This is a genomic window from Paenibacillus chitinolyticus NBRC 15660 (genome assembly GCF_000739915.1).
GTDB lineage: Bacteria > Bacillota > Bacilli > Paenibacillales > NBRC-103111 > Paenibacillus_F > Paenibacillus_F chitinolyticus.
In genome coordinates, this window is the sequence record NZ_BBJT01000006.1 from 243,264 (window position 1) to 269,734 (window position 26,471).

At 58.2% G+C, this 26,471-nt stretch carries 24 protein-coding genes; 2 read left to right on the plus strand and 22 right to left on the minus strand.

Annotated elements, in window-relative coordinates; all coding sequences use genetic code 11:
- Positions 1-44: 44 nt before the first annotated feature.
- From PCH01S_RS16550 to fucU, 5 genes are all read right to left on the minus strand, one after another.
- Complete coding sequence (locus tag PCH01S_RS16550; protein WP_042231004.1) at positions 45-3,107, minus strand: glycosyl hydrolase; 3,063 nt, start codon at positions 3,105-3,107, stop codon at positions 45-47.
- A gap of 362 nt (positions 3,108-3,469) precedes the next feature.
- Positions 3,470-4,132, minus strand: a complete 663-nt coding sequence (locus PCH01S_RS16555; RefSeq protein ID WP_042231005.1) for a class II aldolase/adducin family protein — start codon at positions 4,130-4,132, stop codon at positions 3,470-3,472.
- Positions 4,125-5,651, minus strand: coding sequence for a rhamnulokinase (locus tag PCH01S_RS16560; RefSeq protein ID WP_042231006.1), 1,527 nt, complete (start codon positions 5,649-5,651; stop codon positions 4,125-4,127). The genes PCH01S_RS16555 and PCH01S_RS16560 overlap by 8 nt, the downstream gene beginning before the upstream one ends.
- A 26-nt stretch (positions 5,652-5,677) precedes the next feature.
- A complete protein-coding gene (locus PCH01S_RS16565; RefSeq protein WP_042231008.1) occupies positions 5,678-7,468 on the minus strand; it encodes an L-fucose isomerase in 1,791 nt (596 codons plus the stop codon).
- A gap of 59 nt (positions 7,469-7,527) precedes the next feature.
- Positions 7,528-7,953, minus strand: a complete 426-nt coding sequence (fucU, locus tag PCH01S_RS16570) for an L-fucose mutarotase (protein WP_042231009.1) — start codon at positions 7,951-7,953, stop codon at positions 7,528-7,530.
- A gap of 138 nt (positions 7,954-8,091) precedes the next feature.
- Here fucU and PCH01S_RS16575 point away from each other — a divergent pair, with 138 nt between their 5' ends.
- Positions 8,092-9,102, plus strand: coding sequence for a LacI family DNA-binding transcriptional regulator (locus tag PCH01S_RS16575; protein WP_042231010.1), 1,011 nt, complete (start codon positions 8,092-8,094; stop codon positions 9,100-9,102).
- Positions 9,103-9,116: 14 nt separating this feature from the next.
- On the opposite strand, the gene PCH01S_RS16580 is transcribed toward PCH01S_RS16575, so the two are convergent.
- The 5 genes from PCH01S_RS16580 to PCH01S_RS16600 all read right to left on the minus strand — a co-directional run bounded on the left by PCH01S_RS16580 (position 9,117) and on the right by PCH01S_RS16600 (position 13,530).
- The gene (locus PCH01S_RS16580; RefSeq protein ID WP_042231011.1) at positions 9,117-10,172 is read right to left on the minus strand and encodes a CotH kinase family protein; all 1,056 of its coding nucleotides are present in this window, start codon (positions 10,170-10,172) and stop codon (positions 9,117-9,119) included.
- 120 nt (positions 10,173-10,292) lie between these two features.
- Positions 10,293-10,778, minus strand: a complete 486-nt coding sequence (locus PCH01S_RS16585; protein ID WP_042231012.1) for a hypothetical protein — start codon at positions 10,776-10,778, stop codon at positions 10,293-10,295.
- A gap of 378 nt (positions 10,779-11,156) precedes the next feature.
- Entirely contained in the window at positions 11,157-12,023 is an 867-nt protein-coding gene (locus tag PCH01S_RS16590) for a MetQ/NlpA family ABC transporter substrate-binding protein (RefSeq protein ID WP_042231013.1), read from the minus strand.
- A gap of 56 nt (positions 12,024-12,079) precedes the next feature.
- On the minus strand, positions 12,080-12,748 hold the full coding sequence (locus PCH01S_RS16595) for a methionine ABC transporter permease (protein ID WP_042231014.1): 669 nt from the start codon (positions 12,746-12,748) through the stop codon (positions 12,080-12,082).
- Positions 12,745-13,530 carry a methionine ABC transporter ATP-binding protein gene (locus PCH01S_RS16600; RefSeq protein WP_042231015.1) on the minus strand — a complete coding sequence of 262 codons (786 nt, stop codon included), beginning with the start codon at positions 13,528-13,530 and terminating at the stop codon, positions 12,745-12,747. Before PCH01S_RS16600 ends, PCH01S_RS16595 begins: the two co-directional genes overlap by 4 nt.
- Positions 13,531-13,805: 275 nt before the next feature.
- Between PCH01S_RS16600 and PCH01S_RS16605 the strand changes: the two genes are divergently transcribed.
- Entirely contained in the window at positions 13,806-15,152 is a 1,347-nt protein-coding gene (locus tag PCH01S_RS16605; RefSeq protein WP_042231017.1) for an LLM class flavin-dependent oxidoreductase, read from the plus strand.
- Positions 15,153-15,404: 252 nt separating this feature from the next.
- Here PCH01S_RS16605 and cysK read toward each other — a convergent pair whose 3' ends face one another.
- The 12 genes from cysK to PCH01S_RS16665 form a co-directional block, all read right to left on the minus strand.
- On the minus strand, positions 15,405-16,370 hold the full coding sequence (cysK, locus tag PCH01S_RS16610) for a cysteine synthase A (RefSeq protein WP_042231018.1): 966 nt from the start codon (positions 16,368-16,370) through the stop codon (positions 15,405-15,407).
- A gap of 35 nt (positions 16,371-16,405) precedes the next feature.
- Entirely contained in the window at positions 16,406-16,969 is a 564-nt protein-coding gene (locus tag PCH01S_RS16615) for an OsmC family protein (RefSeq protein ID WP_042231020.1), read from the minus strand.
- Positions 16,970-17,161: 192 nt separating this feature from the next.
- A complete protein-coding gene (locus PCH01S_RS16620; RefSeq protein WP_042231021.1) occupies positions 17,162-18,487 on the minus strand; it encodes an LLM class flavin-dependent oxidoreductase in 1,326 nt (441 codons plus the stop codon).
- 24 nt (positions 18,488-18,511) lie between these two features.
- Entirely contained in the window at positions 18,512-18,994 is a 483-nt protein-coding gene (locus PCH01S_RS16625; RefSeq protein ID WP_042231022.1) for a DinB family protein, read from the minus strand.
- A gap of 20 nt (positions 18,995-19,014) precedes the next feature.
- Positions 19,015-20,175 (minus strand): N-methyl-L-tryptophan oxidase, encoded by a 1,161-nt coding sequence (gene solA, locus PCH01S_RS16630; protein ID WP_042231023.1) that lies wholly within the window; start codon positions 20,173-20,175, stop codon positions 19,015-19,017.
- On the minus strand, positions 20,172-21,365 hold the full coding sequence (locus PCH01S_RS16635) for an amidohydrolase (protein ID WP_042231024.1): 1,194 nt from the start codon (positions 21,363-21,365) through the stop codon (positions 20,172-20,174). Before PCH01S_RS16635 ends, solA begins: the two co-directional genes overlap by 4 nt.
- Positions 21,366-21,464: 99 nt before the next feature.
- Positions 21,465-22,526, minus strand: coding sequence for an LLM class flavin-dependent oxidoreductase (locus PCH01S_RS16640; RefSeq protein ID WP_042231025.1), 1,062 nt, complete (start codon positions 22,524-22,526; stop codon positions 21,465-21,467).
- A gap of 130 nt (positions 22,527-22,656) precedes the next feature.
- The gene (locus tag PCH01S_RS16645; RefSeq protein WP_042231026.1) at positions 22,657-23,409 is read right to left on the minus strand and encodes an amino acid ABC transporter ATP-binding protein; all 753 of its coding nucleotides are present in this window, start codon (positions 23,407-23,409) and stop codon (positions 22,657-22,659) included.
- Positions 23,406-24,116, minus strand: a complete 711-nt coding sequence (locus PCH01S_RS16650) for an amino acid ABC transporter permease (RefSeq protein ID WP_042231027.1) — start codon at positions 24,114-24,116, stop codon at positions 23,406-23,408. Before PCH01S_RS16650 ends, PCH01S_RS16645 begins: the two co-directional genes overlap by 4 nt.
- Positions 24,106-24,888, minus strand: coding sequence for an amino acid ABC transporter permease (locus PCH01S_RS16655; protein WP_042231028.1), 783 nt, complete (start codon positions 24,886-24,888; stop codon positions 24,106-24,108). The genes PCH01S_RS16650 and PCH01S_RS16655 overlap by 11 nt, the downstream gene beginning before the upstream one ends.
- A gap of 33 nt (positions 24,889-24,921) precedes the next feature.
- Complete coding sequence (locus tag PCH01S_RS16660; RefSeq protein WP_042231029.1) at positions 24,922-25,791, minus strand: transporter substrate-binding domain-containing protein; 870 nt, start codon at positions 25,789-25,791, stop codon at positions 24,922-24,924.
- Positions 25,792-25,892: 101 nt separating this feature from the next.
- Positions 25,893-26,432: a GNAT family N-acetyltransferase gene (locus PCH01S_RS16665; RefSeq protein WP_042231030.1), complete on the minus strand. Its 540-nt coding sequence runs from the start codon at positions 26,430-26,432 to the stop codon at positions 25,893-25,895.
- Positions 26,433-26,471 lie beyond the last annotated feature (39 nt).

The following is a 26,471-nucleotide window of genomic DNA, read 5'->3' on the forward strand; positions in this document are numbered from 1 at the left end:
TGCCGATATCCGGCCAAGCATCCTGTGCAGTTTAACGCAAAGCCTCAATGCGTATAGGTATAGTGAGCCGAATCGTACTGCGGACCGGATTTCTCGTAGGTAAACCACAGCTCGACCTGCTGACCGGCCGACAGTCCCTGGATCGTATGCGTCCAACTGCCGCCGCTGGCGGACATCCGCACGTTTTGCTGGTTCGCTCCGTTCACCTTATAGTGGATGTCTACATAGGCCGCAGACGTCTTCGGAGCGAATACGACCGTTTCCGACGCGCCCGACTTCGTAACCGTAGCGGTATAGTCCGAAGCGGTATAGGTCAGTACGTTGTCCGCTGATGCGAACTGCAGCCAGTTCAGGTTGAATTGCGGACCGCTGATCGCGACCCGCAGCTTCTGCGTACCGGCCGCTAGCTGCACCTGCGCCGAGACCGTCGTCCAGGTCTGCCAGCCTCCGGTGTTTGGGACGTTCACCGTCGCCAGCGTATTGCTGCCGGAGCGGAGCTGGAACTGGCCGGTTCCGTTCGGACTGGCCACCCGCGCCTGCAGCGTGTAGGTTCCGGCCTTCGCGACATTGACGCTGTAATCCATCCAGTCCCCCGTATCCAGATAGCCGACATTGAGGCCGCCTCCCGTGTCCGTCGTCGTTTCCGTCTGGACGCCGCTCATCGAAGCGTAGCTTTCGGCTTCGATTTTGCCGGGAATCGGCGCAGACGATGGAGCCGGCGTTGGTGTTGGTGTTGGTGTAGGCGTCGGTGTCGGTGTTGGTGTTGGTGTTGGTGTAGGCGTCGGTGTCGGTGTAGGCGTCGGTGTCGGTGTCGGTGTTGGTGTAGGCGTCGGTGTCGGTGTCGGTGTTGGCGTCGAACCTCCGGCCCCTTCCGTGTTCGAACCGTTCGCAGGCACCGACATCGACTTGCCGTCGGAGAACGTAACCCTAATCGCGGAGCTGCCCGCGTTGTATGCCGTGTAGGTGCGGACGCCGTTCTTCACGAATACGGCGTAGAGCGGCGTATTGGCTGTCACGGTGCGGTCTTGGACACCCATTGCGTCCAGATTGTAGATCCAATGGTACGCAAACGCCTTGGAGTTCCCGGCTTCGGCCGAAAGCGCATTGCCGCGCGAGGACCAGAAGCTTTTCGCTTCAGCCGGATTTGATATCGCCCGGTACATGTAGACGAGGTCTTCCCAAGCGTCGAAATTCGTGCCGCCGTTCTCGGATACCAGCGCGTTATAATTTTTGGCGGCATAGTCGGGGTATTGCGTCAGGTAAAGCGAAGCTCCCGTGAAAGGCAGCCAGTTGATGCCGTGAACCTCTTCCGGATTGCCGGTCCACCAGGTTCCGTCGCCGACGGTTTTGCCGCCCCAGACCATGCTCGCCGTCGAACGGGTGAAACCTGCGGGACGGTTTGCGCCCGTCACATCGAACCAGTATTCGTTGATCGCGTTCATCTCTGTCGTGTACAGAGAGATGCCCGTGTCGCGGATCGCGGTGTCGCCAGTCGCCTGTCCCCACAAAATCATGCCCGCCCAAGCGTTCATGCCCTCGGAAGACGATTCGTTGTTGTTGCCGTCTCCGAACCGTGCATGCCCCGAGGCCCATGAGTGGCCGGCATACGGGTCAAAGTTGCGAAGGTAAGGGAACATCGTGTCCGTGCGGCTGCTGCCGGCGATGTCGCGGATCAGCAAATTCACCATCGGCCCCCAGGCGGAAGCCCAGGCTTTGTCCACACGTGCGACCTCCGCGGCAGCCTTGATGAAATAGCCGTAGTGGAAATGGTGATCGTTCAGCTCGTTGTTGGAGCCGTAGCTGGCCGGATAGCCGATCACGGTGCCCCAGTTGCGGTTGTAGTAAAACACGTTGCCGCTCTTAATATTACCGTTGCCGTCGCTCGCCTTGAACCAGTTCTGCAGGATGCTCTTGATCTCGGTGCGGAACTTGTTCGCCGCCGTCGTATCGCCGATCTGGTCGGCGATCGGAGCCAGCGAGGCGAGCTTGCCGAGGCGCTTGCCGATCCAGTAGGTGTCGCCGTCGCCGGTGTACGTTTCGGCCTCCGCCTGGTCGATGTACCGCTGCAGCTGCCCGCGGTCGTAGGAACCCTTGTCCGGCAGCGCCGGGAGGACGCCGTTAAACTTCATGCGGGTCTGGAAGGAACTTCCCTCGCCCGTCTTCATCAGGCCTCGCACCGAGCCGTACGTATAGGACAGAAGCGGCGTCGGGCTGTTTTTCCATTGATGCGGATACAGGGCGAAAATCGTACCGCTTTGCGTGCCCTGCTTAGCCTGCGTCGTGAAAGTGAAAGTCGATGTCACCTCGCTCGCGGCGGCATTGTAGCTGTAGGACACCTGCGTGCCGGTGACATGAGAGTAAGCGTACTGAGCGAACTTGTTCAGCGTCGACTGGCTTGGGTCCGGCAAGACCGCGACGGAAAAATACGAGCTGCCGTTGTTCGTCAACGTGCCGCTGCCGATCCCGCTCCATGTGCTGCCGTTCGCCCCGAACAAACCGTAGTGAGCGCCCGCGACCGTAATGCCGAGCACCGGCGTGTTCGCGCCTCCGGACCATACGGCAGGCGTGTCGTAGAAGCTCAGCTTGGGATTTCCGCCCGCATAAGTGAAGTAGACGTACGGCGAACCATGCCCGTAGCTGACGTTCATTTCGCTGGCGCCGCTCTTGTACTGCGACTTCACAAACCAGTCGCTGTAGCCGTCTACCTTCGCGTCGGGAAAAGCGGCCACGCCCGAGTGGCCGACTGTGAAGTCGTGAATGTCGTTGATCCAGCCGCAGACGCAGCTGGAATTCGCCGTGATCCGGTTGCCCGGATAATAAATGCGGATGCCGCCGGAACCGTTTTTCATCGCCAGCGGATGCGGATACTGGGCTTCCGAGAAACTATCCCAGGCGAGATTGCTCCACCAGTCGTTGGTCGGCATCGCTCCGGTGACGTTCGCGGTCTTGTAGATCATGCTCTGTGTATCGACAGAGCCCGGAGGCAGCACGGTCGAGTAAGAGCCGGAACCCAGAGCGACCTCGCCGTTAAAAGCGGAAGTGCCTCGTTCGGGAAGCAAGGAAACGAGCAGGATCAGTGCAAGCAGACCGGCAAAAAGTTTTTTCATTTCATTCCTCCTTAAAAGTTAAGTCATTGGGAAACGTTTTCATTTTGTCAGGATTCGAACCCCTCCTCCCCTTTTTCTTTTAGGATGAACGGACGGAGCCCGTACGTCTTTATCGTATCAGCCTATCGAAGGCCTCGAACAGGCGCCTCATTTCGGATCGACTCCCTTTTTTTCTCCTTCCCCCTTCAACGGAATAAAAGAGACACCGAAAAACGCAGCCCCGATGGACTGCGCTTACAGTAGTACGCTGGTACGATTAACGAAAAAGCAGATTTTTCCTTGAAACCTCTGAACCGCCGGACACCTCAGCATGCAGCCGGAGTCATCCGACAAAACCGCCATACAGCGACCATCACCCGGAGCTACTCCTTCATATTTTGAAGCAGTTGAACCCGGTAAGCTTCGCTCTCCAGCCCCTGAATCTCTTTGTATTCCTCTTCCGTCAGCCTTCTGGGCTCCCCGACCGATTTGGCGATCATATAAATTTTCGCGCTCTCTTCCATCACTTCGGTCCGGTAATACGCTTCCCGGAGATTTTTGCCCGTGGTCACCAGACCGTGATTTTTAAGCAGCATGGAGCTGTAACGGTCCGCCTTCTCCGCCACCAGATGAGCGAGTTTGTCCGTCGTCGGCACGACATAAGGGATAAACGCGACATCCCCTACGAGAGCCGCCTGATCCGGAAAAAGCATGGGCAGCTCGTCGTCCACAAGCGTCAAGGCAATACAGTAGGCGGGATGCGTGTGCACGATAGCCTGGAGCAGGGGGTTCGCCCGGTAGCAGAACAGGTGCATCAGCACCTCGGATGAAGGGCGGAAGTCGGTATCTCCGATTTCACCGGTAGGAATGTGGACCGGCACCCACTGATGCGGCTCGATATCTTCCAGCGCAAATCCGCTGGGCGACAGGTACATAAATTCTCCGGACCTTGCGCTGATATTGCCTCCGGGGCCGACGACCAGACCTTTCGCTACGCTTTTGGCGGCGTACTTCGTTAATTCTTCTCTTATTTTCCGTTCAGTCATTTTCGTTGACGCTCCTTTCGGAATGATGGGCGTTTGCGTTGATCTTCCTGTAACGCGCATAAGCTTCCTGCCACCGGCCGGTATCCTCCGGAGAATACAAATCCGGCGGGAACGAGGCCAGCACGACCTGCCTCATTTCGTCCCGGGTATGAAGCTCGCCGCGGGCCTTCGCCTGCATAAGCAGGCTGCCGACGGCGGTCGCTTCGACCGGCCCCGCGATGACGCACCGGCCGGTAATATTCGCCGTCAGCTGGCAGAGCAGCCGGTTGCGGATACCTCCGCCGACCATATGGACGGCGTCCAGCCTCCTGCCCAGCAGCTCCTCGATTTCGTGGAGGGTCTGGCTGAATTTCATCGCCAGGCTTTCCACGATGCAGCGGATCATCTGCGACTTCGTCTGCGGGACGGGCTGGCCGGTCTGCCGGCACCGGCTGCGGATGCGCTCCGGCATGTTCCCCGGCGCCAAGAACACGGGGTCTTCCGGATCGACGTAGGCAGCAGCCGCCTCTTCTCCCGCCGCCATCGCCTGCATGTCCCCGAAGGTAAGCGTCTCGCCTTCCAGCTCCCAATACCGGCGGCATTCCTGCAAAAGCCACAGGCCCATGATGTTCTTCTGCAGCCGGATGCGGCCGTCCGCTCCGCCTTCATTCGTGAAGGCGAGCTTCCGGCTCTGTTCGGTGATGACGGGTTGCTCCGTCTCCACCCCCATCAGCGACCAGGTGCCGCAGCTGATAAACGCATAGCTGCCGCCTGCTTGCGCGGGGACGGACACTACGGCCGAGGCCGTGTCATGGGAAGCGGCCGCCACGACCGGGAAGCTGCTCATCTGCAGCTCCTCGGCCAGTGCGGCGCGGAGACTGCCTGCGGTGGTTCCCGGCATCACGATGGAAGGGAACATCGCCCGCGGATGCGGAAGCAGGGCAAGCACTTCTTCATCCCAGCCTCGCAGCTGAGGGTCGAGCAGACCGGACGTGCTGGCGATGGTGTATTCCGCCGAAATTTCTCCGCATAGATAGTAGCGGAACAAATCGGGCATAAACAGCATCCGCACATCCTCGCCGGCCTGGGAGGCCGCCTCTCCTTCCGCTTCGAGCTGAAACAGCGTGTTGATCGATTGGGTCTGGATGCCTGTGCGCCGGTACAATTCTTCTTCCGGTATCCGGTTCAGCACCCGCCGCATCGCGGGCTCGTTCCGTGAGTCCCGGTAGTGGTAAGGATTCCCGAGCAGCCTGCCCCTGCCGTCCACAAGTCCGTAATCCACGCCCCACGTGTCCACGGCCAGCGAAGCGGGAGCCCCCGCCGTAAACGGCTTGCAGGCCCGGATGCCCTGGAGCATCTCGTGAAACAGCCGCAGAAAATCCCAGTGAAGACTGCCGCCCAGGCGGACGGGATCGTTGGAGAAGCGGTGGATTTCCTCGACGGCCAGACGTGATCCGTTGTAAGTGCCGAGCACCGTCCGCCCGCTGCTCGCTCCGAAGTCCACAGCCAGCATGTGAAGGCCGTTCTTTTCTACGCTCATGAAAAGTCCCTCTCCCTGTCCGGCTTTTAGTTATACAACGGGCCGAAGTTAGCGCACGCGCGGAAGTCCGCCGCTTCTTCATCCCGGGTCCCGAACGAACTCCATACGCGCGGCCGGAATATATTCTTCTCATCGACATTGTGCATGGAGACGGGAATTCTCAGCATCGCCGCCAGCGTAATGAGATCGGCCCCGATGTGCCCGTAAGAGATGGAGCCGTGATTGGAGCCCCAGTTGTCCATCACCGAATACACGTCGCGGAACGAGCCCTCTCCCGTCAGAATCGGCGCGAACCAGGTCGTCGGCCACGTGGGATCGGTCCGCTTATCCAGCGCGTCGTGCACGTGGTCCGGCAGATCGACGGTGTAGCCCTCGGCAAGCTGAAGCACCGGACCGAGACCCTTCACCAGGTTGATCCGGGTCATCGTGACGGGCATCCCGCCCTTCGTCAGGAAGTCTGACGAGTAGCCGCCGCCCCGGAAATACTCCACGGCCGCGGGCCGCCAGGACGTTTCGCCGAGGCATTTGTCCACCTCTTCCTCGGTAATCTCCCAATAAGGCTTCATGACGGGCGCGCCGTCCCGGGACTGCTGCCCCGTACCGTCCAGTGCCGCCGGGCCGGAATTGATGAGATGGAGAATCCCGTGTTCCGCGGCGCCTTCCAGCGTATAACCCGTCACCCGATTCACCGATTCGGGGCTCCAGTACGTGCGGACGTCGGCGAAAATTTGGGCGGTGTGCGTCAGAAGGTATCCCATCAGCATCGCTACGCCGTTCAGGCTGTCGTTCTCGGTAGCCACGAGATAAGGCGCCCTTCTTCCGTTCCAGTCGAAGGAGCTGTTCAGGATCGCTTCCATGAAATCCCCGTTCGGGAAGTGATCCGTCCAGTGGCGCTGCCCCTGGAAGCCGGACAAAATCGCGTTATGCCCCAGCGCTTCCTCGCCGAAACCAAGTTCGGCCAGCTTCGGATTCCCGGTCATCAGGTCGCGGACGATCAGCGCCATTTTGACGACGGTTTCCCAGTCCTTGTCTTTACGTTCCCGGGACGTCTGAATGGCTGCAGGATTGTTGTCCGGGCCTTCCTTGCAGTTGTCCTTCACCCAGGCGAGTGCGAGCCCGTACTCCTCCTTGTCGTAAATCTCTTCTTCCATCCGGCGGACAAGCTCCGACATATCCACGTATTCGTTGCGCATGCCAAGGTAATTCTGGAACAGCTCCTCGCTGACGATCGAACCCGCAATTCCCATAGAAACGGAGCCGACGGACAAGTAGGATGTTCCTTTCATCACCGCCACAGCCAGAGCCGCCCTTGCAAAACGGAGCAGCTTCTCCCGCACGTCTTCGGGAATGCCGGCCGCGCCCGCGTCCTGCACATCCTTGCCGTAGATGCCGAACGCCGGAATTCCTTTCTGCGCATGGGCCGAAAGCACGGCGGCCAAATAAACGGCGCCCGGACGCTCCGTCCCGTTGAAGCCCCAGATGGCATTCGGAATGGAGGCGTTCATATCCATCGTCTCGGTTCCGTAACACCAGCACGGAGTCACGGTGACGGATACGCCCACGCCCGACCGGGCGAATTTGTCCGCAGCCGCAGCCGCTTCCGCTACGCCGCCGATACAGGTGTCGGCAATGACGCATTCCACCGGCGTTCCGTCAGGGTAGCGCAAATTGCCGCTGAGCAGGGCGGCGGCCGCCTTAGCCATGTTCATGGTCTGTTCTTCAAGCGATTCGCGCACCCCTTTGCGGCGTCCGTCGATGGTCGGACGGATGCCGATTTTCGGGAAAGGACGGCTCCATCTGTGTTCACGGTTGTTCATTTGTCTTCCTCCTCTATGAGTTATCGATAAACCTTCTCGTATAAATAGACCTTCTACAGTCACGTAACGACGCCTTTCCTTAAAATAACGTTCGCATATAAAGCGCTTTCACTTGTGGCGACAATGGCGTAAGCTTCTTTGGCCCGTTTGTAGAAAGCGAATCGTTCCAGCTGCCCCACCGGGACGCCGGGCAAATGCCTTCCGATCACTTCGCCGTAAGTCTCCCAAATCACCGGCTGAACCGGATCGCCCGGAACGACCGCCATAAGCTGGGCCGGCTGATCACCGTATGTATCGAGCGGGAACAAGGCAAGAACCGCTTCCAGAAGCTCGGGCACGCCGTGACCGTCGCAGCGGATCAGACGTTTGGCATGGCTCGCCGCCGGAAAGTTGCCGTCCCCCAGGACGATTTCGTCTCCATGGCCCATTTCCATCAGCACTTTCAGAAGTTCCGGCGAAAGAATGGAGGGAATTCCTTTCAGCATCAAGTCGTCTCCTCTCTGTATTCCAGCTAGAGCTAAAATTAGAGTTATCGATAACACAAAATTAACAGCTCCCTCTCTTGCTGTCAACGGTTTTCTTTTATACAATAAACTCACTCAAGCATGAAAAGGTGATAACGATTGATTACAATCTATGATATAGCCGAAAAAGCAAATGTCTCCGCCATGACCGTTTCCAGAGTTATCAATAACTCCGGAAGAATCAGCGAGGCGACCCGCAAGCGCGTCCGCAAGGTGATGGAAGAGCTGAATTATATCCCCAACTCCATGGCCCGCGGCCTCGTTCTGCAAAAAACGAAGCTGTTGTCGCTGTTGATTACGGATATTACGAATCCTTTCTACACCACGATTGCGCGAGGAGCCGAGGATACGGCGAAGCGGTCCGGCTACAAGCTTCTCTTCGGCAACAGCGACGAGGATTACGTCAAGGAAAAAGACTACGTGGAGATGATCCTCTCCACCCGGGTGGACGGCGTCCTGTTCGCGCCTACCGGAGACGCTTCTCTTGAGCAGCTCCGGCAGCTCCAAAAGCACGGGATTCCGTTCGTGATCCTGGACCGTGAAGTGCCCGGGATCGAAACGGATGTCGTTCTCGGCGACAGCAAAGACGGGGCGAGAAAGCTGGTCGAGCACCTGATCGGCCTCGGCCATCGGCGCATCGCTCTGGTCAACGGCTCGCCCGATGTATCTACGGCCCGTCTCCGGTATACCGGCTACCGGGAAGCACATCTGCTCGGCGGACTGCCCCTGGACGAGAGCCTGGTCGTGTCGCTGAACTACCGCGAGTTTCAGGACGAGGCCTCGCTGCAGGCGCTGCTCTCTCTTCCTTCTCCGCCGACGGCGATTTTCGCGGCAAACAACCTGCTCGCCGTGGGGATTATCGGGGCGCTCCGACAAAGAGGCTTATCCGTTCCGGAAGATGTGTCGGTTGTCTGCTTCGACGATTTCGGTCCCGCCGAGACCGTCAATCCTTTTCTGACCGTAGCCTCCCAGCCCGCGTATCAGTTCGGCGCCCTCGGCATGCAGCTTCTGATCGAACGGATCGAGAACGGCCCCGGTTCCGAAAACCGCAAAATCATGCTGCCCTCCGAACTTCTCATCCGTTCCTCGACCCGCACATGGGACAGGTGAGCTGCCGGACGGACTTATAACAGCCGGATTTCTTCTTGGATATCTTTCCGCCGGTCCTCGATATACTGCCCGATCACTTCGGGCTCCGACCGGAACAGGGACAGACTTTTTTGACGGCCGGGGTCCTTATATACATCCCGGGCAATGCGTTCGTGCATCTCATACACAACGGGCATGATCCGGTCCTTCGTAAACGCCGTGCCCGTCAGGTGTTTCAAAAGAGCCTTGTACCGCTGCCGAACCTCCTTGCTTTCCAGCACTTTTTCGGTCAAGTCGTTATACCCGGTGATCCTCACGAGATTACTGTTTACTCTCTTCCCGTAACAATTCCGCCCCCAACTGCCTTCGTAATCCCACGGAATCATCCGGTACTTCCCAGTCGGTTTATGCTCGTAGATCGCATAGTTATGCTCGAAACCGTCATAATTCCCCGTCATCACGGCCCCGGCCAGCCACCGCAAGTAATTGTCGAGATCCACGTGCTTGCCCAGAAAAGCCTTCAGCCGGTCTCCTTTAAGCGCATGCATGGATTGGATGAACGCTTTCATCTTGTCCCGGTCCCGGCCCGTTCCGATCATGAGATCGTAGCCGGCAAACAAGGTCTTTTTGCGCTTGCGGGTATCCGGATCTTTCAGTGAAAAATTCGCGCTGTCGTTGCTTGCATATAGGAGAGACTTCATAAGAATCCCCCTCCGCCGGAAAAAAGAGCGCTTAACCGCCTCGATCAGCACATACACGCCTTCGTTTCTGCCGTTGATCGACAGTACGACATGGCGGGTATGCGGACTCGGCACGCCGATCATCCGAAAAAAACGGAACGACAACGCGTTGCGGATCAGCGAAGGATCGTCGTATTCGGCATTCAGATGATAGGTCCTGCCCTTTATCCGGATTTCATACGATTTCTTCGCATATTCGCGGGTATGCCCGCCCCGGTATCCGATCCGGATAGGCACGCTGCTGCTCCCGTCCGACAGAATGGCCGGCACGAATCGGCGGCTCCACACGTTTTGCCGCAGTTTGCGGTCCCCACCGGTGCCGATTGCCAGTTGAAAATGAGGAAGCGACATCAGATTCCTCCGCCTTTCGCTATAAGAAAACAGCCTATCCGTCAAGATAGGCTGTTCTTGTTACGTTACCTTATGCGAAATGCAGGCGCCGCGGCACAATGCGGACCACCAAAGTTCAACCTAACGTTTTTGGGTCGGTTTCGTTGTGAATACGGGAGCGACCAGGCGCGCGGGGAACCCGTGCGTCCGGCGGCCACCCGTACGGTTTCCTCCCGCACGGCCCCCTTCGGTTCGGTTGCCTCCCGTACGATTGCCCTCGGTACGGTTGCCTCTCGTACGGCTGCCTCCGGTATGCCTGTCCCGGGTACGATCTTCCCTCGCGAATTCCCCCTCCGGTCGATCTGCAGGTGCGTTCCAGGGACTCGGCCAGATTCCTCCGGGAAGGTTTTGCGGGTTCTGCCAGCCGTAATCGTCTCTCCGCCCTTCCGTCCGGTTACCCAGCGTACGGTTTCCTTCGTTCCGGTTTCCATCGCTCCGGCCGCCTGCCGTACGATGGCCAAAGGTCCGACTGCCGCCTGTGCGGTTACCCGAGGTCCGGTGATCTGCGGGACGGTTTCCCCTTGTCCGGTTGTCCCTTGCCGTATCTCCTGTCGTACGCCGATCCAAACGATCCCCTAGAAAATCGGGAGGTTCTTTTATACCATCAACCGACTGAGCTCGTTCATCCTTTGTCCACCAACTTTCAAATAAATCGGGATACTCGCTCATTTGAACTACCCTCCATCTATCAAGATAGTATATACATATGAGCTAACATGCACATTGGTATGGTCATTGGTGTACTCTTGTCTCGTTTTTGAAATATCCGCCGTAACTAAAGCAAGAAACATTCGGCATCTTCGTTCGTAACGCCGCGCTTCCTTAAGTTCCGTTCGTCCGATTCACATGTATTCCCTTAACTCTAATATCGCAAAAAGACGCCCCAGCCCCGAATTCGGTCTGTGCGTCTTTTTTTCAGACATACGATTAGAGCCTTAGCCTTGTTCAAAAAGCCGGGACAACGGCAACGCCGTATTTGTCCTGGATAAATTTCTTCACTTCCGGGCCGGTAAGCGCCGCATCCAGCTTTTTGATTTCTTCCCGGCTCTCATCGCCTTTGCGGACTACGATCACATTCGCGTAAGGAGAGTTGGCATCCTCCCGGAATAAAGCCGATTTGGGATCAAGTTTGGCTTCGAGGACGAGATTGGTATTAATTATCGCACCGTCCAAATCCGGCAGCGCCCTCGGCAGAGTGGCGGAGTCCGTTTCGAAAAACTTCAGGTTTTTCGGATTTTCCACGATATCCTTCGGCGTAGCCTCGTATGTGGTCAGCCCTTCCTTCAGCTTGATAAGCCCCTGCTGCTGCAGGAGGACCAGCGCCCGGTATTCGTTGGAGGGATTGTTCGGAATGCCGATCTTCGCGCCTTCTTTAATCTCGTCCTTCGATTTCAGCTTGCTCGAATAAAATCCGATGGGTTCCACATGAACCTTGGCGGTCACCGCAAAGTCAAACCCTTTCTCTTTCTTGACCGAATCCAGGTACGGCACGTGCTGAAAATAGTTCGCGTCGATCTGTTTGTCTTTCAGAGCCGGATTCAACTGGCCTTCGTCATCGAACACTTTAATGTCCAGGCTGATTCCCTGCTCTTTCAATTTCGGTTTTACGACTTCCAGGATCTCCGCATGCGGAACGGCCGCCGCTCCTACGGTAAGTTTCACCTCTTTGACGGGTTCTTTGGACGCTGCCGGCGTACTGCCGGTTTTCTCCGAAGCGGTAACCTCTCCTTTGCCTTGGCTTCCGCATCCGGCAGCCGTCAACGTAACAGCCAGCAGAATGGCTGTAAGTGCACTTAATCGTGTATGTGCCATGGAACACGCCTTCTTTCTTCTATGTAATGTAAAAACAGATAAAACGGTCGGATCGTTTATTCCATTTTGAAGCGTTTGCGGATGACCGATTTGGCGATGGAGTCGCCGGACCACTGGATAATCTGGACGATCAGAATAATAAGAATAACGGTGGCAATCAGGATATCTTCCCGGAAGCGCTGGTAACCGAACCGGATGGCCAGGCTGCCGAGGCCTCCCGCACCGATGGCGCCCGCTACCGCCGTAAATTCCGTGATCGCGATAACGCCGATCGTGACAGCCCGGATCAGGGCCGGAAGCGCCTCCGGTATCAGCACGCGGAGGATGATGGTCCACGGCGAGGCGCCGACCGATTTGGCCGCTTCGATTTTGCCGGAGCTGACTTCTTTCAGCGAGTTTTCGATAATCCGTCCCAGAAAAGGAGCGGCTCCGATCGAGAGGGACACTATCGCCGCCGTCGGTCCCAGCGTCGTGCCGACAATGAGCCGGGCCAGCGGGAGGAGCAGCACGATCAGAATAATGAACGGCAGGGACCGTACCGCATTGATCGCGGTCCCGATCACTTTATTCAGCTTGGGGGCCGCAAGAATGCCGCCTTTTTCCGTAACCACCAGAGTGATGCCGAGCGCGCTGCCCAGCAGGAAAGCGAACAGGGAAGCCCAGACGACCATGAACAGCGTCTCCTGCAGTCCTTCGACCAGCAAATCGACCAAATCGTCTCTCATATGCCTGCCCCCGCTCCTTCCAGAACCGTCCGCTCTCTGCGGTAATGGTCGATAATACTGACGAATCTTCTTGCGGTATCGCTCTCCGGCTGGAGAAAGAACTTATCCACGGTTCCGGTCTCTACAATTCTACCTTTTTCTATGACCGCCATATTGCGGCAGATGTGCTGGAGAACGTCCAGCTCGTGCGTGATCAGCACAATCGTCAAATTCAGCTGGCGGTTAATGTCTTTGAGCAGCTCCAACGTCGAATACGTCGTCTGCGGGTCGAGCGCCGAGGTCGCTTCATCGCTCAGAAGGACGTCCGGTTCGTTCACAAGCGCCCGGGCAATGCCGACCCGCTGCTTCTGGCCTCCGCTGAGCTGGGACGGGTAGACGTTTTCTTTGTCCCCCAGCTGCACCAGATCCAGAATCTCTCTTACTCTCTCGGCAAGCTGCGGTTTGGGAACTCCCGCCACTTTAAGAGGAAACGCCACGTTCTGGAACACGGTTTTGGAATCGAGCAGATTGAACTGCTGAAAAATCATGCCGATTTTACGGCGGGCCATCCGCAGCTCCTTCTCGTCCAGGTCGGTGATGCGCAGCCCTTCGATTTCCACCGTGCCCGAATCGGGCTCCTCCAGCCGGTTAAGGCAGCGGATTAATGTGGATTTCCCCGCCCCGCTAAATCCGATGATGCCGAAAATATCCCCCTTTTGTATGCGCAGATTGATGTTTTCCAGGGCCGTTACGGGGCCGCCGGCGCTTTTGTACGACTTGGTCAGATTTTCTACGAGAATCATGTGCTACACCTGCCCGGAAATTTTTTCAATAAAAAAACCAAGCCCATCTTACCGGCCGTCCGGTAAAGAGCTTAGTTTCCAGCGATCTGGTCAACTAACGACTTATGAAGTTATTTCCGACTAAACCAATGTCTTTTGTTTAATTTATATCAGCTTTTCCCTCTTGTCAACCGCCTTTTGAGAATAAAAAACGAGGATTGACGGCCTCCGGCGCTTAATGTTAATGTTTAACATATTATTCCTATGAAATAACTAGGTTATAAGGAGGAATCCCTTTGGCAGCCAACAGACAAATCAAGCTATCCGCCTACCTCGTGGGCACCGGAATGCATGTCGCCTCGTGGAAACATCCGAACGCGCAGCGAAGCGCCAGCATCTCCGTCGACTATTACAAAGCGCTCGCCCAAACGGCCGAACGCGGCAAGTTCGATATCGCTTTTATCGCGGACAGTCTCGCCATCAATGAGGATTCCCATCCGAATATCCTGAACCGTTTCGAGCCGGTTACCCTCATTACCGCGCTTGCGGGCGCCACGTCCAAGATCGGCGTCGTCGCCACCGCTTCCACGTCCTACATCGAGCCGTTCAATCTGGCGCGTTCCCTGCTGTCCGTCGATCAGATCAGCAAAGGCCGGGCGGGCTGGAATATCGTGACGACACGCGACCTGTCCGGCAGCACGGCCCGGAACTTCGGAGCGCAGGATCATCTGGAGCACGGCTTTCGTTACAAACGAGCGGAGGAATTCGTTGAGGTTGTGACGGGGCTTTGGGATTCGTGGGAGGACGATGCCTTCGTGCAGGACAAGGAAAGCGGTGTTTTCTTCCATCCGGATAAAATGCACCGCCTTAACCACCGGGGCGAATTCTTCTCCGTCGAGGGGCCGCTGAATATCGCGCGTTCACCTCAGGGGTATCCGGTGCTGGTGCAGGCGGGAACCTCGGAATCCGGCCAGCAGTTCGCCGCCAAGCGGGCGGAAGTGATTTTCTCCATCAAGTACAGCAAACAGGAAGCCCGGGAGTTTTACGACACGTTCAAAAGCAAAGTCGCCTCTTTCGGCCGGTCGCCCGACGAGGTCGTCATTTTGCAGGGGATTTTTCCGGTAATCGGTCGAACGCAGGAAGAAGCGGACGAGAAATACAGGCAGCTCGAATCGTATATTTCCGAGGAAACGGGTTTCAGCTTCCTGAAAGACTATTTCCCGGGTGTCGATTTCGCGGGCTTAACGCTGGAATCCCGTGCCGCCGATGCGGGTCTGGACCGACTTCAGCTGGACAAATCCGATTACAGGAAGCACCAACCCGTCATCGCCGGGGAAAATCCGACGCTCCGTGAAGTCTACTCGCTTCTTACGGGCTCCTTCAGCCGGGAAGACTGGGTCGGCACCCCGGAGAAAATTGCGGATACGCTCGAAGAGTGGTTTACGGAGCGCGCAGCCGACGGCTTTATGCTGATGGCCCCGCTGCTGCCGGACGGACTTCACGATTTCGTCGAGGAAGTCGTCCCGCTTCTCCAGCAGCGCGGACTGTTCCGCACGGAGTATGCGGGCGATACGCTCAGAGAGCATCTCGGTCTGCGCGTGCCGGAGAACCGCTATGCCCGGGAGGAAGTATCCCGCCCGTAAACGGGCACTCGCGAGCGCGAGACAAGGCGGCCGCTTGCTTCGTGGCGCGCTTTTCAAGCGGGTAAGCACCGCCGCAAAAGCACACAGAAAAGGAGCCCGGATTCCCCGGGCTCCTTTTGGCGCGTGCAGGCTCGCCGCCGCTTCGGAGCTTACATGCTGCGCACAATATTTCCCTGCGTGCCGACATTCGCTGCGTTCAAGGCCCGTTTTCCGGCGATACAGCGGCGGTCAACGGTAAACAAAGGCACGGTTTCAAGCATCGTAAAGCCCCGTGCTTAAATAACGCTCCCCCGTATCGGGAGCGATGCAGAGCACCTTCTTACCTCTCCCGAGCCTTTCGGCGATCCGGATTCCCGCCCATACGGCCGCTCCCGAGGAAGGCCCCAGAAGAAGCCCTTCCCGGCGGGCCAGCTCTCTGGCCGTCTCATAAGCGTCCTCGTCCCCGATCTGCAGCACCTCGTCGTAGAGCTGCGTGTTGAGGACCGGCGGAATAAAGCTGGGACTGATTCCGGGGATACCGTGAGTCCCCGGCTCGCCGCCGGAGAGTAAAGGCGAACAGCGCGATTCGACGACATAAATGCGCAAATCCGGCAGTCTGGATTTAAGCGACTCCCCCGTACCCGTTATCGTGCCTCCGGTGCCCGAGGTACACACGAATGCGTCCAATTTCCCCTGCATCTGCTCCCATATTTCCGAAGCGGTCGTAAACCGGTGAACGTCGGCGTTGCCGGCATTCTCGAACTGGACGGGAACGAAGCTGCCGGGAATCCGCCTTTCCAGCTCCCTGGCTCTGCGGAGGCCGCCTTCGATCTTTTCTTCCGCCGGGTAGAGGACGACTTCAGCCCCATACGCTTGCAGAATTCCCGTACGCTCCGCCGACATGTTATCGGACATGATTACGATAAGCCTGTATCCCTTGACGGCCGCCACTAACGCCATGCCGATGCCCGTGTTTCCGCTGGTCACTTCGATAATCGTTCCGCCGGGGAGCAGCCTGCCGTCCCGTTCGGCCTGCTCGATCATATGCCGGGCCGCACGGTCTTTCACGCTTCCGCCGGGGTTGAACGACTCCAGCTTGACGTAAAGCTCGGCGTCGTTCGTACCCGACAGCCGCCGGATACGGACGACCGGAGTATCCCCGATCAGCTCCAGTACGCTGCCTGCCATTGCGGGACTGTGTCCGGCATCTTCAACCTCTTCTCCGTCTCTTGCGGACATGAGATCCGCCTCCTCCCGGCTCCCGGATCGCGATGTCAGCTTCCGACCGTTACTTCCCCCGCTTCACCGCTGCCGGAAGAATGCAGCACCTTGCCCGTTATTTCCTGAGGTCTTTGAAGCAGATTTAAGATAGGACAGACTTCCTCGACTCCCCGGTGAAGCTCGGCGATTTCTTCCTTGGAAGCGGCCGACTCGATGTGCAGGGTGTAGCGGATGTTGTGAGGCCAGAAGGGGATCTCTTCATAGCCGTCTTTTCCGGCGAACTTGTGGAGCTCGCCTTCAACTTCTACCTCCAGCGATTCCAGCGGTACTCCGCGCAGGGCGGCCTGAATCAGCGTGATGTGCGTCAGGCAGCTTCCGAGTACGCCGAGCTGAATCTCCGCCGAATTCGGACCGAGGTCGAATCCCGCGAAATCCGGCAGACTATCGCTAAGAATCTGGAAATTGCGGATACGAATTTCCCTTACGCCGCTCCGGTCCTTGGCTCTTACCTTGGCCTTCAGCACGTCCGACGGCTGATTGGCGACTCGTTCGCGCTCTTCCTCGCGTTCCTCTAGAGACTTCTTTTTGGCGGCCAAATAATCATTTAACTGGCTCATATCGCTCACTCCGTTCCCATGGATTGAACTGCTGCTCCTTAACTAGTCCCGCCCGCCCCACTTTAAAGCAACCCCCTCAGAACAGGTGAGGCAGCGATTTCCCGTCGAGCGTGATCTACGCACACGGCAATAGACTCACGCGCATGCTATACGCGACAGCGCCACGGCGCTGCCAAACCGTATCAACCCGGCTCACACCGTCTCCGGCTGTTTCGCATACCGGTTGGCCGGTACCGGCAGCCCCAGGTTGCCCCGGAGCGTATCGCTTTCGTACTCCGTGCGGAAAATGCCGCGCTGCTGGAGGACCGGCACCACGTGATCCACGAAATCCTCCAGCCCGCTCGGAACGGCGGCGGAAAGCATAAAGCCGTCCACGGCACCCGCTTCGAAATACTCCTGGATAAGATCCGCGACCTTTTCGGGCGTTCCGATGAAATGTCCTTTCGGCGTTGCGGCCTGCAGAGCTACCTGACGAAGCGTGAGGTTTTTCTCCTTCGCTTCCTCCTTGATTTTGTCGGTCCCGCTTTGGAAGCTGTTCTTGCCGAGATCGCCGAGATCCGGGAACGGTTCATCCAGGGGATACTGCGAGAAATCGTGATGTTCGAAAAACCGGCCCAAATAATCGAGCGCCGTCTCGATCGTCACCAGGTTCGCAACCTCTTGGTACTTGCGCTCCGCCTCCTCCTCGGTCGATCCGATAATCGGTCCGATGCCCGGGAAAATAAGCACGTCGTCCTTCGAGCGCCCGTGCGAAACGGCCCTCTCCTTCACTTCCTTGTAGAAACGGACGGCGTCTTCCAAGTTCTCCTGCCCGGTGAAAATGGCGTCCGCCACTTTAGCCGCATAGTTTTTGCCCACTTCAGAGGAACCCGCCTGGAAAATAACCGGCTGCCCTTGTCTGGAACGGGCAATGTTCAGCGGGCCCCGGACGGAGAAAAATTCCCCCTGGTGATTCAAGGTGTGAAGCTTCCCGGGATCGAAAAATACGCCGGACTCTTTATCTCGCACGAAAGCGTCGTCTTCCCAGGAGTCCCACAATCCTTTCGTCACATCCAAATATTCTTCCGCGATTTTGTAGCGCAGATCGTGCTCGGGATGCGATTTGCCGTAGTTTAACGCGGACCCTTCGAGCGGTGAAGTGACGACGTTCCACCCCGCACGACCGCCGCTGATGGCGTCGAGGGAACCGAACTGCCGGGCGACCGTAAACGGTTCGCTGTACGAAGTCGACAGGGTTCCGACGAGGCCGATGTGTGTACTCACGGCAGCCAGAGCGCTCAGAATCGTAATCGGTTCAAAACGGTTCAGGAAATGCGGGATCGACTTCTCGTTGATATACAAGCCGTCGGCGATGAAGATCAGATCGAACTTGCCCGCTTCCGCCTTCCGCACCCATTTTTTGTACAGCTCGAAATTCACACTCGCGTCCGGCTGCGAGTCCGGGTGTCTCCACATCGCCGGATTACCGCCGACACCGTGCAGAAGCGCGCCCAGCTTCAACTGTCTTTTTTTACTCATGATCCTTCTCCCCTTCCGCTTTTGTTACACCGCCGCTACCACGGTTTTGATCCGTTCGATTTGCCCCAGATGAGTTTGCACGTGCGCCGTAAAAGCATTCACGACGGACGCCAGGGTGACGGTCTCCCCTTTGAAATTGACACCGGTTTTCTCCCAATCCGCTTCTGTAAGCCGCCGGAACAAAACCGCGTTATATTGCAGCAGCGCCGCATAAGCGTCCAATAGATCGGAAACGCCGCTTTCGTTCGCCCGCTGTCCTTCCACCCACGGGTCCTGGGCGAATCCGGGCAGGATCTTATCCGAGCCCGCCAAAATTTCGCGGATGCGGAAGGAGACCACGATATTGTGGTCGGCCAGATGCGCCAGCACTTCCGTAATGCTCCATTTTCCCGGGGCTTCTTTCCGCTTGAGCTGCTCTTCGTCCAGTCCCGCGACCGCCAGTTTCAATTGATCGTATACCGATAAGTAAAGTTGGATATCTACGTTTAAAATGCCGGAACCGCTCATTTCTTTTCCTCCTTATGTAGTCATCCGGAGACCATGGGACCCGGGGACCCTTGTGTAAAACGCGTCAAAGCAAACGGCCCGATATCGAACGGCGTCCGTCCGTACAGCATCAGATCGGCGAGAATCTCCCCGACGACACTCGAAAATTTGAACCCGTGCCCCGAAAATCCTCCCGCCAGAAGAACGGACGGATGGACCGGATGACGGTCGATCATAAACTGTTCGTCGGGTGAAAGCTCGTATTTGCAGACGGCTCCACGGTTCAACGGGCCTGCCGCCTGAGGCATATAAGCTTCCAACGCCCGGCGCAGATCCCCTTCATCCTCTTCGTAGCGGCCGAAGGGCTCCAGCGCCTCGCCCGCCGTCCATTCCACGCCGGTGTCGTGTCTGCCGATTTTGACCCCCGCGCCGCCGATGTCCGGAAAGCCGTAGTAGCCTCCGTCGCCGCCGCCGATGGTGAAGCCCGGGAATCGGCCCGCACCGAACAGGGGCTGTTTCGGCTGAAACCAGCCTACAGCTTTGCGGACCGCCCGGACGGGCAGTTTCACGAACGGCTCCAGCGTCCGGAACCAAGCGCCGGTGGCGAGAATGGCCTGCTGCGCATAGTACACGCCCCGGTCCGTATGAACGGCGACGCCGCCCTCCCGGGCGTTCAGCTGGCGCACGGGCGTATCCGTCAGCAGCCGGGCTCCGGCCTCTTCGGCCAGCCTCCGGTAGGCGGCGACGCACTTCTCGCTGAACAGATAGCCGGCGTCCGGCTCATACATCCCGGCGAAATGCTCCGGCAGCTCGAAGCCCGGCCACCGGCGGCCGATCTCGGCCGCGTCCAGCAGCTCCACGCTGACGCCCAGCTTCCGGGCGTCTTCGGCCCGCGTGCGGAACGCGTCCGCCCCCGCGATATTGATCACCCCGGACGGGACCATCAGCTCCGTGCCGGTCTCCGCCTGGAGCTCCTCCCACAGCTCCTGGGCGCGCAGCGCCATCGTGATGTAGGCGGGCCCTCCGCTGTATGCGTGGCGGATAAGCCGGGGCTCTCCGTGATGGCTGCCTTCCCCGTGCGGCGGGTTGAAGGAGTCGATGAGCAGCGTCCTCACTCCCTGCTTCGCCAGGTGGTAGCCTGCGCTCATGCCCATCGAGCCCGCTCCGACCACGATGACGTCATACGTCATCCCGCCATTCATCCGTTTGCTCCGCCTGCGGGCGGATCGGCCAGTTCCAGGAGCGCTCGCAGGGCCAGCTCCGAGAAAAATCGCGCGCTCACCGGAAGGGCCGCTTCATCCAGGTCGAACGCCTGATGATGCCACTCGTGCGGTCCGTCCGTTCCGACGAAGACGAAAAGCCCGGGCACTTCCCGCTGATAGAAGGCGAAGTCTTCGCCTGCCGGAGACGGGAGCGGCGTAACCGCGCTGTAGCCGAGAGCGTCCGCCGTGGTTCTCGCAAGCTCGGCCAGCTCGGCGGAGTTGTTCACGGGAGGCGGCCCCTGAATCCAGCGGAGCGACGCTTTCGTCCCGCTGGCGGCCGCCACTCCCTCGACGACCTCGCGGAAGCGCGCCAGTACGCGGCTCCGTACGCCTTCGTCGAAGGTGCGGATCGTGCCCTCCAGCAGCGCTTTCTCCGGAATCACGTTCCAGGCGGTCCCGCTGTGCAGCTTCGTCACGCTGACGACGGCACTGTCCAGCGAGCTGATATTGCGGCTGACGATGGACTGGACCGCCGAAACGATCTGCGCGGACGCCACGATAGGATCGCTGCCGGCTTCGGGCAGGGCCGCGTGCGAGCCCCGGCCTTCTATCTCGGCGACGAAGCCGTCCGCAGCCGCCATCAGCGGACCTTCTTTGATGCCGAGCGTCCCGACCGGCAAATCCGGCTTGTTGTGCAGCCCGAAAACGGCCCGCACGTTCTCCAGCGCTCCGCTGCCGATCACTTTGAGAGCGCCGCTCGCCTTCTCCTCGGCCGGCTGGAACAGGAAGCGGACCGTGCCCGGAAGCTCCTCTTCCTTCTGCTTGAGCAGGTAAGCGGCTCCGAGAACGGCCGCCGTGTGAAAATCGTGGCCGCAGGCGTGCATTTTCCCCGGAACCTTGGATGCGTAAGGAAGGCCGGTCTCTTCCCGGATCGGCAGCGCGTCAATGTCTGCCCGGATGGCGACCACTGGTCCCGGACGCAGTCCCCCCACTTCCGCAACCAGCCCGGTTCGCAGGGAGTAAGGGGCGATACGGATGCCGGCCTCCTCCAGCCAGGCTTTAATAAAAGCCGTCGTTTCGAATTCTTCGTGAGACAGCTCCGGATTTTCATGCAGATGGCGCCGGGCCGCAACGAGTTTTGCGGCCAGTTCTTCCAACTGCTCTTGCTGCGCCAGCGTTTCGCTAGTCATGGCTCTCGCCCTCCTTTTGACTGAGACTGCTTAGGATTGTTTAAGGCTGTTTAAGAAGCGCAATGCGGCGGCGGATTGCCGCCCGCCATTCGCGGCAGCTCAAGCCTCTACCGATACGCGCCGACCGGCCGTTTCCGCTTCCGGTTCAGCCGCCGTGTCCGCACCCGACAGCGCTTCGATCAGCAGCTCGAACGACCGCAGCCGCTTCGCAAAATCTTTGACCGCGGTCAAAACGATAAATTCGTCCACACCGGTGACCCGCTGCAGCTCCAGCAGCTCTTTTTTCACGGTTTCGATCGTCCCTTTCGTCACCGAGGGCTCCTTCACCTCGATCGTGAAGTTCTCGCTGCTCTGCTTACCGAACTCCTCCGCATGCTCCAAGGTGCTGACCGTAATCGTCCGGCCGCTCTCCAGATGGATTTTGACCAGCTTGTGGTCTCCGGCCAGTTCCTCCGCTTCTTCCTCACTCCCGGCCGCAATGACGGACAAAGCGAGTATGGCCGCCGGCTGCGCGCCGCCCGCGTAATTGAACTCGCGCCGATACGTCCCGATGGCTTCCACGGCCGTCTGCGGATCTCCGTTGATAAACAGCGAGAACACGTAAGGCAGACCCAGTTCCGCAGCAATCCGGGCGCTTCCGGTGCTCGCTCCGAGCACGTAAAGATCCGCGGGCCGCTCCGGTACCGGATTCGCACGGAGACCGGCCAGCGGGTGATCTTCTTCCAGCCGGTTGTGAAGAAATTTGCGCAGCTCGACGATTTTGTCCGTCAGGGAGTCGGCATCCACGACGTTTTTTTGAAGCGCCTGCGTCGATCTCGGCAGCCCGCCGGGAGCGCGGCCGATCCCCAGATCGATCCTTCCCGGTCCGAGCGCGGACAGCACGTTAAAGTTTTCCGCGACTTTGTACGGGCTGTAATGCTGGAGCATGACGCCTCCCGATCCGAGCCGGATGCGTTCGGTTTTGGCCAGCAGATGGGAGATCAGCACTTCCGGCGAAGATCCGGCGACGTGCGCGGAATCGTGATGTTCCGCTACCCAGAAGCGGTGATAACCGAGCTCCTCCGCCCGCCGGGCCAGCGCAACGGTCCGATTGAAAGCCTCCGTCCCGGTGTCGCCTTCGTAGATAGGGGTCTGGTCCAGAATACTCAGTTTAATGGCCATATCTTGGTTTCCTCCTTGTAAAAAAACGAATTCCGGCCGTACAGACGGAACCGTTTTTGCAGTTGGTCTTTTGTACTTGCGTTCTTTGCAGTTCCGTCATTACAGTTCCGTCTTTTTCCGGCTCCGCGTTTTAAATGGAATAGTTCAGTTCGGGAGTGATCCGCTTCAGAAACTGGCGGGTCCGCTCTTCCTTGGGTGCGTTAAACAGCTCGCCCGGCGGGCCTTCCTCGACGATGGCGCCGCCGTCCATAAAGACCACATGATTGGACACTTCTCTGGCGAATCCCATTTCATGCGTCACGACAATCATCGTTATGCCCTCTTTGGCGATCTTGCGGATAACCGCAAGCACCTCCCCGACAAGTTCGGGGTCCAGAGCCGACGTCGGTTCGTCGAACAGGATGACTTCCGGATTCAGCGCCAGTGCCCGCGCGATTCCGACGCGCTGCTGTTGACCTCCGGACAATTGGCTCGGATAGGCGTCCAGTTTCCCGGAAAGCCCCACTTTCAGCAGCACTTCCGCGCTTCGCGCGCGCGCCTCGTCTTTCGGAAGCTTCTGCGCGACGACCAGTCCTTCCATCACATTTTCCAGAACGGTCTTGTGCTTAAACAAATTGTACTGCTGGAAAACCATCGCGGTTTTCTTGCGCAGCGTATGAATCTCTTTGCGGCCCGAGCGCTTGCAATCGACGGTAAAATCCCCGATCGTCACTTCGCCGGCGTTCGGCTTTTCCAGAAAATTGATGCACCGCAGCAGCGTCGTTTTGCCCGATCCGCTCGGCCCCAGGATGACGACTACTTCTCCTTTATGCACGGTCAGGTCGATGCCTTTCAGCACTTCCTGCTTCCCGAACGATTTTGAAATGCCGGTCAGTTTAATCATGCCACTCCACCCCGATTGTAAAGAGTAAACCGCTTTTCCAGAGCGGACGATGCCTTTTCCACCAGGACCGTAATGCCCCAGAACAGAAGAGCGGCCGCGATATAGGCTTCGAAAAACTTCCAGTTCGTAGACGCCACGATGTTGGCCTGAGCGTTAATTTCCACCACCGAGATGGTAAAAGCGAGCGTGGTCGCATGCAGCATGGAAATGACGGAGTTCGTCAAATTGGGCAGGCTGACCGCAAATGCCTGGGGAAACACGATGCGCCGCAGCGCCTGCGCAGTCGTCAGGCCGACGGCGTAAGCCGCCTCGATCTGCCCCCGGTCCACCGCCCCGATGCCCGCCCGGACCACTTCGGACATATAGGCCCCCGCCGTGATGGAGAAAGCGATGATCACGAAAGCGACGAGCGGGATGGAGCCCGAGTTAAAGGACCAGCCGTAACGGTCCGCGAGCGTATCCAACACGGCCGGAAGCCCGAAATAAACGAGGAACAAGTGCATCAGCATCGGCGTTCCCCGGATAAAGGTCACGTACGCAACCGCCGCCGGATACAGAACCGGCACCCGGTAAATGCGCACCAGCGCAATGACTGTGCCGATCAGCAGCCCTCCCAGTACGGAGACGGCCGTAATATACAGGGTCACCGGCAAAGCCGACAGCAGACTCAGAAAAGCCGTGCCGATGAAGGAAGGATCAAGGTTCATAGCCCGGCGCCTCCTTTTTGATTCCCGGCTGGAGCCGTCTGAAGATGTTCGGGCGCGCCGCCGTTTTACCGGACGTATCCGCAAGCGGCCTGCTGTGGCGCAGCAGTCTTTTCTCGGCGGCATCGAAGCCTTTCTGCAAAATAAAGCTGACGACGAAATAAATCAGCGACAGCGCGATATAAATTTCTATAAAATGCTGCGTCGCCGTGCCCAGCGTCTCGGATTTGCCCGTCATTTCCATGACGCCCAGCGTGAAGGCGAGCGAGGAGTCTTTCAGGTTGCCGATGACCAGGTTGCCGAAAACGGGCAGCGCGATCCCGAGCGCCTGCGGCATGACGATCCGGGTGAATGCCTGGTACCCGTTCATGCCGACCGCATAGGCCGCCTCGACCTGCCCCCGGTCAACGGCCGCCACCGCCGACCGGATCATCTCGGAGACATAGGCGCCGGTGTGCAGCGAGTAGGTAAGAATGACGAACAGGAGCACCGGCGTTTTGGACACGTCCACCTGGACGATTTTCAGCAATTCCGGCAGTCCGTAATAGATCAGGAACAACTGGATGAGAATCGGCGTCCCCCGGAAGAAGGACACGTAGACCCCACTGATCCGCCTCAGGACGGGCACGTTATAGAGCCGGGGCAAAGCGATAAGAAACCCGATGATCAGCCCCAGCAGGATGGAGCTTCCCACGATCAGCAGCGTAATGTGCAGATAGGAAAGCAGCTTCGGAATAAAGAAGAAGATATAGTCCGCCTCGAATCTTCTGCCCATGATACCACCTCTCTCGTACGAACCTTCGGGTTCTTATTTCTTCTGCGTGCCCACGTTCGAGAAATCTTGGCCGAGCCACTGAATGCTCAGCTTGGACAGCGTTCCGTCCGCTTTCACTTCCTTGATGGCCTGATCGATCCGATCGGCCAGCTTTCCGTCTGTTTTGCGGAATACATACAGCACATCCGACTCCGTAAGCGGCTCGCCGACCGTTTTCAGCGCGACCTTGCCGTCTTTGTCCGTATAGTTGCGAAGCGCGAAATCCGACGTCACCGTGGCGTCGATGCGCCCTTTGCGGATTTTATCCACCAGATCGTTGGCCGTCGCGTTGTCGTACACGATCTCGATGGCGTTATTGTTCTTCTTGTTGTACTCCTGGAGGATGTACGCTTCGTTGCTTGTCGCTCCGGTGCGGACTTTTTTGCCTTTCAGATCGTCGATGGTTTTGATGGTGTCGTTGTTGATCTCGACGGCGACTTTGTTCAGGAAAATGCTGTACGGTTCTTTATTGAACAAATATTTCTGCTCGCGCTCCGGATTTTTTTCCATTTGATGGGCGATGAAGTCGATCTTGTTCGTTTCCAGGCTGAGCAGCAGACTCTGGAACTCCATCGTTTTGAATTCGAATTCGTATTCCGGTATCCGCTTATCAAGCTCTTTGATCAACTCCACGTCAAATCCCGTCAGCTTACCGTTCTGGTCGATAAAGCACACCTGAGGGAACTTGGTCCCCGTGCCGACTATGACCTTCCGGGCTTGGCCCGCCGGGCTTTCCCCCGGTTTGTCCGTGGCCGCCGTCGTCGTCCCTCCACCCGTTTCAACGGCTTTGCCGCAGCCCGCAGACACTACCGCCAACACTAAAATTCCCGCTCCCGCCAACCATTTGTTTACTTGTTTCTTCATTAGACTCGCTCCCCCGCTTCGTTATGGATAGTTGAACATGTATCGCGCTTTTTCTTGCCGCCCGCCTTACCTGCCTGCGCTCTCCTATGTAAAGATTTTCTCTACGAGGCCGTAAAAAAGGCGGATTCGCGCAGCTCCAGCCGATAGCTTTTGACAAGCACCTCGCCGTTATGGAACTCCTTGTCAAACGCGCGCTGGAATCCCAGCCGCTCATAAAGGCTCACGGCGGAAGCCATCATATCGGACGTATGAAGATGAAGCGTCGAGGCCCCGAGCTCCAGGGAGCGCTTCGCGCTTTCTTTAATAAGCTCCGTCGCGACGCCTCTGCCCCGCGCTTCCGGCGAGACGGACAAATAGCGGATAATCGGCGTATGGATCTCCAGCTCCGGTCTGCCGTAAGCCGCCTCCGAGGAAACGAACAACTGGACGGTTCCGACGATTTTCCCGTCCGCCTCGGCGACGAGCCGTGCGACGGGATCGCCCTTGTCGGCGGCGGCGCCGATATCTTCCCGGTACTGCTGCCACCTTTGCGCGGACATGACGTCGGCATACTGCAGATAAGCTTCAAGCATCACCGCGCGAACCGCTTCGCGATCCGCCTCTGCCGCTTCACGGATGACGATGGAGGGTGAGCTTCCCATAGATCTGACACTCCTTTTTCTCCTAGGTGTGGAACTGCG